This window comes from Bacillus nitroreducens, from assembly GCF_964021195.1.
The window spans coordinates 3,378,541-3,391,665 of record NZ_CAXHYI020000003.1 but is presented as its reverse complement, the minus strand read 5'-3'; the positions used below and the strand labels follow the sequence as shown (position 1 = coordinate 3,391,665).

At 37.2% G+C, this 13,125-nt stretch carries 10 protein-coding genes; 4 read left to right on the top strand and 6 right to left on the bottom strand.

Features of this window, described 5'->3' with window-relative positions; genetic code table 11:
- Positions 1-4 precede the first annotated feature (4 nt).
- Positions 5-1,105 (top strand): AI-2E family transporter, encoded by a 1,101-nt coding sequence (locus ACWPVE_RS20475; RefSeq protein ID WP_453996618.1) that lies wholly within the window; start codon positions 5-7, stop codon positions 1,103-1,105.
- 32 nt (positions 1,106-1,137) lie between these two features.
- Here the strand turns inward: ACWPVE_RS20475 and ACWPVE_RS20470 are convergent, their stop codons facing one another.
- Positions 1,138-2,151, bottom strand: coding sequence for an LLM class flavin-dependent oxidoreductase (locus ACWPVE_RS20470; RefSeq protein ID WP_453997662.1), 1,014 nt, complete (start codon positions 2,149-2,151; stop codon positions 1,138-1,140).
- A gap of 11 nt (positions 2,152-2,162) precedes the next feature.
- On the bottom strand, positions 2,163-2,447 hold the full coding sequence (locus ACWPVE_RS20465) for a DUF3219 family protein (protein WP_453996616.1): 285 nt from the start codon (positions 2,445-2,447) through the stop codon (positions 2,163-2,165).
- Between the two features lie 174 nt (positions 2,448-2,621).
- Between ACWPVE_RS20465 and ACWPVE_RS20460 the strand changes: the two genes are divergently transcribed.
- The gene (locus tag ACWPVE_RS20460; protein ID WP_453996614.1) at positions 2,622-2,942 is read left to right on the top strand and encodes a LapA family protein; all 321 of its coding nucleotides are present in this window, start codon (positions 2,622-2,624) and stop codon (positions 2,940-2,942) included.
- A 30-nt stretch (positions 2,943-2,972) separates the two neighbouring features.
- Here ACWPVE_RS20460 and ACWPVE_RS20455 read toward each other — a convergent pair whose 3' ends face one another.
- Positions 2,973-5,174: an ATP-dependent helicase gene (locus ACWPVE_RS20455; protein WP_453996612.1), complete on the bottom strand. Its 2,202-nt coding sequence runs from the start codon at positions 5,172-5,174 to the stop codon at positions 2,973-2,975.
- Between the two features lie 145 nt (positions 5,175-5,319).
- Here ACWPVE_RS20455 and fumC point away from each other — a divergent pair, with 145 nt between their 5' ends.
- The gene (fumC, locus tag ACWPVE_RS20450; protein WP_453996610.1) at positions 5,320-6,708 is read left to right on the top strand and encodes a class II fumarate hydratase; all 1,389 of its coding nucleotides are present in this window, start codon (positions 5,320-5,322) and stop codon (positions 6,706-6,708) included.
- A 32-nt stretch (positions 6,709-6,740) separates the two neighbouring features.
- Here fumC and pepF read toward each other — a convergent pair whose 3' ends face one another.
- The gene (gene pepF, locus ACWPVE_RS20445) at positions 6,741-8,531 is read right to left on the bottom strand and encodes an oligoendopeptidase F (protein ID WP_453996608.1); all 1,791 of its coding nucleotides are present in this window, start codon (positions 8,529-8,531) and stop codon (positions 6,741-6,743) included.
- A gap of 132 nt (positions 8,532-8,663) precedes the next feature.
- Between pepF and ACWPVE_RS20440 the strand changes: the two genes are divergently transcribed.
- Positions 8,664-9,449: a hypothetical protein gene (locus ACWPVE_RS20440; RefSeq protein WP_453996606.1), complete on the top strand. Its 786-nt coding sequence runs from the start codon at positions 8,664-8,666 to the stop codon at positions 9,447-9,449.
- A 134-nt stretch (positions 9,450-9,583) separates the two neighbouring features.
- Here ACWPVE_RS20440 and ACWPVE_RS20435 read toward each other — a convergent pair whose 3' ends face one another.
- Positions 9,584-10,819, bottom strand: a complete 1,236-nt coding sequence (locus ACWPVE_RS20435; RefSeq protein ID WP_453996076.1) for an IS110 family transposase — start codon at positions 10,817-10,819, stop codon at positions 9,584-9,586.
- Between the two features lie 396 nt (positions 10,820-11,215).
- Positions 11,216-13,102: a squalene--hopene cyclase gene (gene shc, locus ACWPVE_RS20430; protein ID WP_453996604.1), complete on the bottom strand. Its 1,887-nt coding sequence runs from the start codon at positions 13,100-13,102 to the stop codon at positions 11,216-11,218.
- Positions 13,103-13,125 lie beyond the last annotated feature (23 nt).

Here is a 13,125-nt window from a genome sequence, read left to right as displayed (position 1 = left end):
TGCATTGTCAAAAACGAAATTACAATATTGGCTTATTCAAATTCTGTTGATTTTAACGATTGTTTATGTTTCAACGAAAATTACTTTTTTATTTCAACCAATCGGCGTGTTTTTCTCAACAATCTTTTTCCCAATTTTGATTACTGGATTTCTTTATTTTCTATTAAATCCTGTTGTCAAATTCCTTCATCGTCATAAAGTACCAAAGAGTCTAGGTATTCTCATTATATATATTGTTTTCTTTGGATTACTTGTGGTAGCAGGTGTGAATTTAGTACCTGTTATTTCAAATCAATTTACGGCACTTGGAAACGCGCTACCAGGCTACGCAAATCAAGCGATGGATTTTTTCGAGGAGTTCTCCAAGTCTTCTGAATTTAAATGGATTCAAGATGAACAACAGGAATTACTAAACACAATTGAAGAGAAATTAATTGCCTTCGCAAATACGTTACCAAATCGAATTACTGGCGGCATTACGCAAATTATTGGAGTTGTTACCAATATTGCGATTATCCTTGTAACCGTGCCATTCCTTTTATTTTATATGTTTAAGGATGGCGACCGATTTCCTCAAGCCATTACACGGTTCTTCCCTACGACTTATCGGGATGAAGCTCTTACCATTTTAAAAGAAACTGGGGACACACTTTCTGCTTATATACAGGGACAGGTTACCGTTGCTTTAGCGGTTGGAACACTCTCTTTTATTGGCTATTTAATTATTGATTTACCGTTTGCGTTAGTGATGGCATTGATCGTTGCTGTTACAAATATTATTCCATATGTTGGACCACTTCTCGGGGGTGCTCCTGCTGTTATTGTAGCCCTGTTTGACTCACCGATGAAAGCAGCATTAGTGGTATTAGTGATTGTAGTAGCTCAGCAAATTGAAGGGAATGTTCTTTCACCACTTATCCTAGGGAAATCCTTGGACACACACCCTGCAACAATCATTATTCTGTTATTAGCAGCAGGGAATCTAGCAGGAGTGTTGGGAATGGTCTTAGCGGTCCCAACCTATGCAGTTGTCAAGACAATCGTCATCAATATTGCCAAATTCCTAAAAGCGAAGAAAAAGGCCGATTTAACGGTGGATGTGTAAATGAAAACCACGGGACATATGTTCCGTGGTTTTTAGTCATTTAGTATAGGTAGCCCTACCTCTTTAGCAATTAATTCATAAGATGTTAGTCGATCCTTTTGGGAGTGCGTGATGGTTACAATCATTATTTCGTCTGCATGGTATCTATGTTTTAACTCTTGTAATTTATCCTTTACTTCTTTTGGATTTCCAACTATGACTCTTTGTTTCATTTTTTCAAAACCTACGTGGAGATTCTCTTTTTCAAGATAACTCTTTGCTTTCGAAATGGACGGAACCCCATCTGTCCCTTCTCCCTTTTCGCGTTGTTTACCCCATACATAGGAACTTAACGCAATCTCTTCTGCTTCTTCACTTGTTTTGGCACAGATCGCAGAAACGGTAACCATTACTTGTGGCTTGTCCCCCTCGTTTCTCGGTATATAATTATTCCGATACTCTTGGACGATTTCTTCCCCATCCTTGTCACTCATGAAAAGTCCGAACGTGTAGGCTAACCCTTTTTCAGCAGCAAGCTTTGCACTTTTTTGACTAGTCCCTAGTAGCCATGGAGTTGGCGGAATTGCTGGGACTGGAGCTGCTTTCAAGGTAGCGAACTCATGGCCAATAGGAAAATCACGATGAATAAAATGAAGCAGCATGTCAATTAACTCTGGCATCTTCCATACCTGTTGTAAAAAGTTTTCGGATAAAGCATTTGTAGCTTCGGCAGAACCCCCAGGTGCCCTTCCGATCCCAATATCTATTCGATTTGGAAATAAAGTGGAGAGCAAATTATATACCTCAGCAACTTTATATGTTTTATAGTGTGGGAGTAATACAGCGCCTGAACCGATTCGAATCGAGTTCGTCTGTCCCCCAATATAACCTAACATTACTTCAGGTGCTGGGCAGGCAAGCCCCGGTAAATCATGATGCTCAGCAATCCAATATCTCGTATAACCCAAACGTTCTCCTGCTTGTGCGAGCTTCAATGAATGTAGTAATGCATCCTGTGGGGATTGACCAGCTGAAATAGGCGCTTGATCTAATATACTTAGTCGTATCATTTCCCCACCTACTCCAAACTCTCGCAAAGGGTTAGACGAAAGTCCCCTACTTGATCTTTTTCATATAGATTTGTAATTGAGGTTGAATATTCTTGAATCGTAACAATACAATTAATCTTACGTTCTGGTACCTTTAAATTGAATGTTCCTTTATATAATAGTGTTGCTACGTCATGGTACTCCTCACTTGTAACTTTAAATTCAACCTTTACTATCAATAAATTGTTTTTACGTTCTTCATAATAATCCGATACTCTCAGTTCGTAATCGTTTAAATATATTTCAGTAACCAATTGTCAACACTCCTTTGTAAGTTCGAATTTCTTTCGCAATCGTTTTGGCTTTTTATAATCTAAGTATTAATTATAACAGTGATGACTAGAATTACGAATAATTGACATGGCAGTGGAACATGTACTGTTAAAATGGCAAAATACAAATCAAGTTGTTTTAAGGAGTTGTCTGTTTTGAAATTTCAGTGGAATTTTTTAGTAGGACTGTTATTTGCACTTATTATAGCGATTTTTGCGGTAGTCAATGTAGATTCTGTAAGAGTTAATTTTGTTTTTGGTTACACAGAAATCCCACTTATTTTAATTATTTTAGGCTCTGCCCTTCTTGGTGGTCTGATTGTAGGGATGTTCGGGATTTTCCGCCAATACAAACAACAAAGACAAATTAAGAAGCTTGAGAAAGAGATCGAACTTCTGAAGAGCTCAAAAGTTGAGAGAACACCTGAAGAAGAATCAAAATCGAAAATAGAAAAAAATAACCTGAATGAAAAATAAGGAAAGGCGAGCTGCCTTTCCTTATTTAAATTATTCCACCTGTACCCCTTCCACTGGCTCCAATAACCCCATCTCTATGCATGTTTCAAGCTGTAGGGTTTTCAACCCCTTCTGAAATTGAATCTCAATTTTTCCTTCAGATACTGAAACAATCGTCCCGTGTCCAAAAACACGATGTTTTATTACCATATCAACCTTTACATCTTCTAGCTTTTTAAACGCATGTGGATTATATGGAATTGCGGTTTTGTCAGTAAGTACTTGTTTTTTCTTCACTTCTACTGATTGGTTTCGAACTGGTGGTGAAATGATATTTTTTACATTTGTTACAAAACGTGACCCGACAACATCTTTTCCATTTTGTTTATTAAATGATAAAAGTTCGAGCTCTTTCTCAGCACGAGTCATTCCAACATAAAACAGTCTAACTGCCTCTTCCATGAGGTTGCGATCGCCATTTTTATATTTTGTGATCTCGTCATGAGAAGGAATTACACCTTCAATAAGATCAATCATATAAACCTTCTTAAATTCAAGGCCCTTTGAGCTATGAAACGTCGTTAACGTGACCGCATCTTTGTTTTTATTAAACTTTGAGACTTTCAACAGATTTTCAAGATGCTTGAGACGTTGGGCAAATTGCTCCATCGTCTCAAGTGAATCAGCAATCTCTTCAAGAGTTTGAAGTACACTAAAAAGATAGTCCGTCTTGAACCCCAGCTTCTTACTCATTTCCTTTAGTGTTTGATCATAGCCAAGTTGATTTCTAATTCGCTTTATGACCTTATGTGGCTTGTTTCCTTTCATTTGTTGAAAGGTTTCCTGAGCAGTTTTGATTTCCTTAAGTTGATAATCTTTCAGACTCTTATTTTGTAAAAGTCGATCAAAGATAGACTCAGTTGGCTTCTTTTTTGTGATATCGAACAATTGTTCTCTCGTGATGAAAAATCCACATTTTGTATATATTTGTTCAAAGACATCAAACCGTCTGTCTGTATATGTCATCCTCATGAAATTCAATATATCTTTTACAACCCAATGTGAGAAAAAACGGTTATCTGAGTCTTTGATATAAAATGGGATGTTATTTCGATCAAGTTCATTGATTAACATGATGGAGGAAGAATTGTTACGATACAAAATCGCGACATCTTTCTTTTTGTCTGCACTGTCTATTTCTTGCACAAGATATTTTGCTTGCATTCGACTATCTTCAAATTGTCTGATCGTAATTGGCTTATGGCTTGGATTCTCTGTGAACATGTTTTTATCATAACGGTCTTTATTACGCTTAATGAACCGATTCGCAATGTTCACAATATCTTTTGACGAACGGTAGTTTTGTTCCATCTTCAAAATGACCGCATCTGGATAGACTTGCTTAAAATCTAGTAAATATTTGGGTTCCGCTCCCCGCCAAGAATAAATAGATTGATCATCATCTGCCACCACATAAAGATTTTGGTGAGGTTTAACAAGTTTTTCAATAATCGAATGCTGTACAAGTGAGGTATCTTGACTTTCATCGGTAAGGACATAATCATAACGATTTTGATATTTTTTTAAGATCGTCATATCTGAGTTGAATGTTTCATTCGCAATAGTGAGCATATCGTCATAATCTAGTAGAAGTTTAGAAGGATTCGCATGCTTTAACTTTTCATATTCCTCCACAATTTCTTCAACGAAAGGGATCTCACATTCAACCTTTCCCCACTCATCACGTGAGAGAAGTTTATTTTTTATATAACTGATAAAAGTTGTTAATTCTTCTAATTGTTCTTCGGTGATGTTCTCTCCATTTAACGATTTAAATAGTTTACGTAATAACAGCTTTTTAGTAGGACCACCATCTTGATTTCCTTCAATTAATTGATACGAAATACCTCGTTTATGAAAATAATCTCGAACAACTTGGAAGGCCAAACTATGAATGGTAGAAAAATCGACAGAATCTATCGGATGATCTGGAAAGAAGCGCGAAAATCGTTCTTTCATATCAGTTGCAGAAGCACGACTAAAAGTAACGGCTTTTATGCGTGAAGGTTCAACTCCTTCTTCTTCAATCAAATAACCAATTCTCATAATTGTGGTTGTTGTTTTACCCGAACCAGGTGAAGCTAATAAGAGTAAAGGACCTTTCGTGTGGAGAATAGCTTTTTTTTGGACTTCATTTAATTGCACACCGAGCTGTGTCTTTTTTCGATTAAAAAAACTTTCCCCTTTATACATGTTAGCCCACCTCCATTTTTCATCAAACTATCATTATAAATTCTAATCATTTTATTGACAAGGTTGTAGAAATCTAAATGAACAAGACATAAAACTAGGTAAATATTGGTACGTTATAGTAAGAAGGTTAGAGGAGTGATCACGCTTGGATTATCGAATTGAAAAAGATACGATGGGAGAAATCAAAGTACCTATAGATGCCTATTGGGCTGCTCAAACTCAACGTAGTAAGGAAAATTTTGCAATTGGTACGGAAAAAATGCCTTTGGAAGTCATTGATGCCTTTGCAATTCTGAAACGAAGCGCAGCTATCATAAATAATAAACTCGGAAAATTAAGCCCAAATAAAGCGAAAGCTATTACACACGCGTGTGATGAAATTTTATCAGGCCGTATTTATGACCATTTTCCACTTGTCGTGTGGCAAACAGGTAGCGGGACGCAAAGTAATATGAATGTGAATGAGGTAGTTGCCAATCGTGCTATCCAATGGTTGAAGGATAATGGAATAGACGAAAGGATTCATCCGAATGACGATGTGAATATGAGCCAAAGTTCAAATGATACGTTTCCAACAGCAATGCATATTGCTGGAGTGAAGGCAATTCATGAACGTCTTCTTCCTGCTATTCGGTCCTTACAGGCAACACTGGAACAAAAGGTACAAGATTTTTCGAACATAGTCAAAATCGGAAGAACTCATTTACAGGATGCTACTCCTTTAACACTTGGACAAGAAATTAGTGGCTGGGTTCATATGTTACGTCGCTCAACGGAAATGATTAAAGAATCTACTGAAAAATTGCTCGCGCTTGCCATAGGTGGGACAGCAGTTGGTACTGGTATCAATGCTCATCCAATGTTCGGGGAATATGTTTGTAAGGAAATCTCCAATTATACGAAGTACCTTTTTTATACGTCTGATAATAAATTTCATGCGTTAACAAGTCATGATGAGATTGTCTTTGTACACGGAGCTTTAAAAGGATTAGCTGCAGACTTGATGAAAATAGCTAATGATGTTAGATGGCTTGCCAGTGGGCCACGGTGTGGGATTGGAGAAATAACCATCCCAGAAAATGAACCAGGAAGCTCCATTATGCCTGGCAAGGTGAATCCAACTCAAAGTGAAGCACTGACGATGGTTGCGGTTCAAGTCATGGGGAATGATGCCACAATCGGAATAGCTGCAAGCCAAGGAAATTTTGAATTAAATGTATTTAAGCCTGTTATCATCTATAATTTTCTGCAATCCGTAAGACTACTATCTGATTCCGTAGAATCCTTTACCAAAAACTGTGCAGTAGGAATCCAGGCAAATGAGGCAGTGATTTCAAAATATCTAAAAGATTCTTTAATGTTAGTAACAGCCTTAAATCCACATATCGGCTATGAAAAAGCTTCGGTTATTGCAAAGCACGCCCATAAAAACAATATCTCGCTAAAAGAGGCAGCCCTTCAGTTGGGGATATTAACTGAATTAGAGTTCGAAAAATATGTAAAGCCTGAGGATATGGTGTATCCGAAGGAATGACAATAGCCTTCCATGATGGAAGGCTATACTTGTTATAGAGTTGAAAATTCTTCTACTAACTCATTAAATTTCTTTAATGTATTTTCGATTGGATATGGCGTTGTAAGGTCTACACCTGTCTGTTTCAACAGTTCAAGTGGGTAGTCTGAGCTACCGCTTTTTAAGAATTCAAGATAGGACTCGAGCGTTGTTTGATCCCCATCTAAGATCTTTGTAGCAATATGAATGGCCGATGCAAAGCCTGTTGCATATTTATAAACATAAAATGGACGGTAAAAATGCGGGATACGTGCCCAGCCATATTTAACCTCATCATCGAATACAAGTTCTTCACCGTGATATTCTCTAAATAAGCCTTCATATACTTCGCTAAATGATTCAACATTTAATGGAAGACCTTGTTCAGCCATTTCATGTGTTTTCTTTTCGAACTCAGCGAACATCACCTGAGTAAAGAACGTCCCTTTAAATTTATCAATAAAATGATTGATTAAGAACTTTTTAACCTCTTCGTTTACTTCCGTGTTGAGTAAGTAATTGATTAGCAAGACTTCGTTTACTGTTGATGCAACCTCCGCAACAAAAATACTGTATCGGGCCGTAATTTGTGGCTGATGCTCAGAGCTCAATTTACTGTGGACCCCATGGCCACATTCATGAACTAAAGTAAACAGACTGTCAAGATCATCCTGGTGATTTAAGAGAATATATGGATGGACACCATACACGCCTAGATTATAGGCACCAGAACGTTTACCTGGCGTTTCTCTCACATCAAAATAACGATTTTTTCTAAATTCCTTTAATGTATGAATATAGTCTTCACCTAATGGAGCAAGTGCTTTGCACATCGTTTCAAATGCTTCATCGTAGGATATATCCTTCTTCGCTCCACTCACAAGCGGGACACTTAAGTCATATTGGCGAAGCTCGTTAAGACCTAACTTTTCCTTTCGAAGTTTTGTGTATTTATGCATGGTACCTATGTTTTTCTTCGTTGTCTCAATTAAATTTACATACACTTCTTTTGGCACATTATCTCCGAATAATGCTTTTTCAAGTGCCGAAGGATAATGTCGTAGCTTTGAAATGGTAACATTATTTTTAATTGCAGCAGACAAAGTAGAAGCAATTGAATTTTTTAAATGAACATATGGCTGGTAATAGGCTTTGTACGCCTCTTTTCGTTTCTCGCGGTTCTCATCTTCGATTAACTTTGCGTACATTCCCCTCGTTAATTCGACCTTTTCACCGTTATCCGTTGTTACCTTACCGAATCTTATATCTGCATTATTCAACATACCATACGTCGTACTTGGTGCAGACAGGGCCTCTCCTAATCTTGACAAAATTTCTTCTTGATCCTTATTCAATACATGTGGTTTGTAACGGAAAGATTCGTAAAGCTCCTTTTCAAAGTATTTCAGTCCCTCTTCCTCAGCAATATAGCTTTTTAAGGTCGATTCATCTAGACTTAATAAAAATGGCATGAAAAAGGAATTAGCGGAGCTCACTTTCACACTTAGCTGTTTGGCACGATCCATATAGGATTGTGATTTTGTTACTCTTGTGTCTTCATCCACCTTTAACATGGCATATGCGTAGAGTTTATTAAAATGGAATGAAAGCTTTTCACTTAACGTTAAATACTCATATAATGATTGACCGTTATGGATATTCCCATCAAATGCGGCAAGTTCCTCCCCCATTTTTTCAATCAGTTTGTAGTCTTCCTCCCATTTAGAAAGGTCGGAATAAAGGTCATCAAGGTTCCATTTTTCCTCTATTGGTACGTCGTTTCGAGATTTATACGTAGTTGTCATCGCAATTCTCCTTTATTTAAAATTAAAAAACTTTTATTATGTAAGAAAGAAATATATGATATGAACTAGATATGTTTCATTTTATTGTATATGAATTACATAAATTTGTAAAAAGTGAAAGGATGTTCATGCATGGCGAACAAATTACCTCATGTAGAGGACTCAGCTAGAACGGTATATCTTCCCCCAAAAGGAGAATACGAAACATTTGTAGATGAAGCACATTATGAAGAAAAGGTTCGAGAATGGGGGCTTTCTGTTAAAAAAGAATATTGGTACAAAGACAGAACTCATCAACGACTTGTTACAATAAAAGGATATGAAGTATATGGGAAAACTCAAGAGCATAATACCATTGTATTAGAGTTTGAAGATGGGAATTTAACATGTGTACATCCTGCGTATTTAAAAGAAATGCAATCACCAAGTTTTACAAAAACAGCCATATCAGATACATCGGTGACTTCAGCAAAGAAAAAAGAAACTTCACCAAAGGTTACAACGAAAAAATCTGAAACATCAGAGTCAAAACCAACTTCCGAAAAGAAACAGCCTGAGAAGAAAGCAACAACTACAAGAGCACCGAAAATTGAGCTCCCTACTGATAAGGTTCATTTTACTGCAAATGTAAAACAATTTGCATTAACATGGAACCATTTTAACGAGGACAATGATGAAGTCGTTGTGCTTGAAAACGTTGTGATTCAACAAGAAGAACCACTTGAAATTGGGCTCGCTTGGTGTTCACATTCAAAGACATTGAAGAAATTAGAACTTGAACCAGGGAATTCGTTAGAATTTGATGCAAAGATCGTGAAAAAGAAGCTTGCAAAAGGCAAAGATGTCGAGGAAGAATTCCTCATTGAGGAACCTGTTCACTTTAAACTTAATAACCCGTCTAAACTCAAGAAAAGCTAAACCAGCTAATAGTTTGTCAATATTTTTCAATAAAAAGTTTAAATTAGCCATGGTATACTAAAAATGTGCATGCCAAATAACCCTCCATTAATACCTTTTTGGAAGGTTTTGGTTTAGTTAGATAGATATAGTTTTTAAGCTATATCTTGGAAGGATGTTTTGTTTTTTAATAAGGCATAAATCCAATGTAAGAGCTTATTTACGCAAGCGATGACAGCTACTTTAAATGGTTTTCCTTCTTCTCGTTTTTTATCATAAAATTCTCGCATTCTTTTGTTTCGAGGGATGATCTCATCAGTCGTTTTCTTTTTACGACAATCTCGAATTGCACAACGAACTGCCATGAATAATGCGTGACGAAGCCTGCTAGATCCTCGTTTTGTAATCCGATTTCTAGTGGCAGAAAATTTACCAGATTCGAATACACTGGGATCAACTCCAGCGAAAGCTACTAGCTTTTTAGGATGATTAAATCGATCTATCTCTCCAATTTCTGAAATAATCGTGGCGGCGATTTTTTCTCCGATGCCAGGGATAGATTTGATAATATTATATTCTTCAATTTCTTTAGCGAGGGCATCTATCTCCGACTCTAACTTTGATAGGTGCTCTTTGTATTGAAGAATCATTTTTATATACATACCAAGGCTTAAAATATGGCTTCGATAGATTGTCTTTTCAAAGGGATTACGAGCCGCCGCAGCCTTAAGTTGACTAGCCTTTTCCTTTGCCCACCTGCTTGAGCGACTCTTACAAAAATCATTTATTTTATCTGTAATTAATTCTTCGCTAGTACCCAAAATATCCTCTGAAGAGGGGAACTCTAAAAGAGTTAAAAGTGACACCATCGAATATAAATCCCCAAAAACCCCTTTATATTCGGGAAATACTTGTTCAAGCACTGCCTGAAATTGTAGCTTGGTCTGTATCATAACGCCCGTAATATTTTCATGTTGTCTTGTGAGGTTCCGAAGGTTTAATAATTGGACTCCACGCTTTTTATACGGCTCTAACTCCTCCTTATAGAACAATTCACAAAGAAGATAAGCGTCAATGGCATCTGTTTTTACTTTTCTTAAACTGGATGCTCTTGCCTTATATGAAATCAATGGATTGATGATAATCAGTAAATACCCTCGCTCCTCCAAATATTGAACAACTGGAGTTTGATAATGCCCAGTAGCTTCTAAAATTACAGAAGGCTTCTTTCCAGACTCTCTTTTTATTTCCTCAAGAAACTCTACAAGTGAGTTAAGTCCTTCAAGAGTATGAGAAACTTTGAAACTCTTACGATATGGTTTGCCTTTATCTAAAAATGCTTGAACCTGACTTTCTCCTTTTGAAATATCCAGACCAACGACTGGATTCATACTATCTCTCCTCCTAAAATAAGTAGTTTGCCAGTAACCCCTAATCCTCCATGCAGTGTCACAGCTTCGCTTGTTATTCGAGATCAAAGTCCCAACCAGCCTCAATCATGTTTCTACAAGTAGGGGGTGAACGGTTTAGCTGACGGGGTCAAGCCCCACGGGCAGATACGTTCTACCCTGGCTACTGTTATAATAAAACCATATAAAAAATGGTCAACCAGAAATATTTAGCATTCTGGCTAACCTTATAATACGAAAAGAGCAGATTTGTTCTTTTAGCTATTTTTTGTGAGTTTAATTCAAGCGAACATCTGTTTGTTTGCTATTTAAATTGATGCTGACGAAAATTGATTATCTGTCAATAGCATCCTATGCTTGTTGCCGATGTATTGGCATTCATTTCGTGTAAGAGTATTTCTTTTTATAGTGAGCGAGTGTCAGTAATGGGAAGATATATCGATAACTATGATAGTGAATATAAAAGTCTCCTGCCATCCCTTGCCCCTTTGGATATTTTGTTGTCCAATCTTCACGGTTTAAATTCGAAACAAGAAATTGAATTCCTGATTCGATCGCCTTCGTCGGCTTATCATTTGCTGCGATAAGAGCATCTACTGCCCATGCCGTATGTGTTAATGTGCTTGTATTTAGTGGAACATATTTATCTTTACTGTCGCTTTTACATGATTCTCCCCACCCACCATCCTGATTCTGAATGGATTCAAGCCATTTGACGGCTTTCTTGATCGAAGTATGTGTAGATAACACCCCGACTGCTTTTAAACCTGTAACGGCACTCCATGTCCCGTATATAAAACAAATCCCCCAACGCCCATACCAGGAACCATCTGACTTTTGGTTGTTATTGAGCCATTTGACCGCAGACCGTACAGAAGGGTCATGTTTTGGCATTTTCGTAAATGTCCCAAGATACTCAAGTGTCCGACCAGTCAAATCAGCTGATGATGGATCGGTTAAGATAAAATCTGCTTTTTCAATCGGTAGGATGCTTAAAAGCTTACTATTTGTGTTTTTCTCAAACGCTGGCCATCCACCATCATCATTTTGCATCGTTAAAACCCAATGTAATCCCCTATTCCAGGCCTGTCGATAAACGGGTTCTTTTTTAACCATTCTTGCAATCGAACGCAATGAAGCGGTTGTGTCATCCACATCGGGATGAATCGTATTCACATCCGCAAAACCCCATCCACCAGGAAAGCCTGTTGGATTTTGGATGACCCAGTCCCCATACTTTATATGTTGACGATTCAACAAGTAGTGGTTTGCTTTTTTTATCATAGGGTCGGTAGATGGTACACCAGCTTCCTGAAGAGCGTAACCAAGGAGTGATGTATTCCAGACGTTCGCAGTGGTATATTGCACATGTGTATAACCATCTATTTCTGTTTTCATCGCCTTTAATCCACTGATGGCATTTGTGATGATAGGATGTTTTTTTGAGTATCCTAATGCGAGTAACGCAAAAATCATCAAAAATGTTGAACTAAAATAACCTAAGAATGTTCCATCAGGTTCTATACGGCGTAGCATATATTGTTTCGCTTGTTCGGTTGCTAGTTGGTGAATATATGAAGGAAGTCCAATTATATGTTTGATCCCCTGTTTTATAATTGAATACAATGAACGCCACTCTTGTGAATCACGAAAATCAATGATTTCAACGTCCACTTGTCTTGCTAAGGGAGTTAAATCAGGAGTATTTTTTGTTGTAAGACTAAATTTTTTATCAGCTAGAATCATAATTGGTGTGAGATTTGCTCTTCCGAATTCTGAAAAACTATAAAAATGAATCGGAAATGAAGTTGGTAACAGGATTAATTCGACAGGCAATGGGAAAAATGCCGGCCACTTAAGTTGACCTGTTAAGGCAAGCATGAACTTTGTGAACATATGGCAGTTTTCAATCCCACCATTATTTATGATGAATGACCTTGCGCGCCTCATTCTTTTATCTGTTTTTTCAATGAACCCCGAATATAACAGTGCATAGTACGCCTCTATGGTAGCTGATAGATTACCTTCTCCTTCATCATAAAAAAGTTTCCATGCTCCATTTTCTTCTTGTTTACTTAGGATTCTTTCGGTTAATTGTTGAATTAATTTCTCATCATTTATTTCAAGTGTTCTTAATAAAATAATCATATAACAATCGGTTGAAATTCCCGTTTCAAATGGATATAGCCATGAGCCATCAGGAGACTGATCCTGTCGAATTGTCTCAATTAGCTTTTGGATTCCGTTATCTACTTTTTTAAACATACGCCACCTCCACTTAAGGCCTA

Bases quoted from the DNA above. Each gene is read 5' to 3' on its own strand.
- ACWPVE_RS20440 (WP_453996606.1), top strand. From the start codon at position 8,664: ATGGCGAACAAATTACCTCATGTAGAGGACTCAGCTAGAACGGTATAT.
- ACWPVE_RS20435 (WP_453996076.1), bottom strand. From the start codon at position 10,819: ATGAATCCAGTCGTTGGTCTGGATATTTCAAAAGGAGAAAGTCAGGTT.
- shc (WP_453996604.1), bottom strand. From the start codon at position 13,102: ATGTTTAAAAAAGTAGATAACGGAATCCAAAAGCTAATTGAGACAATT.
- pepF (WP_453996608.1), bottom strand. From the start codon at position 8,531: ATGACAACTACGTATAAATCTCGAAACGACGTACCAATAGAGGAAAAA.
- ACWPVE_RS20455 (WP_453996612.1), bottom strand. From the start codon at position 5,174: ATGTATAAAGGGGAAAGTTTTTTTAATCGAAAAAAGACACAGCTCGGT.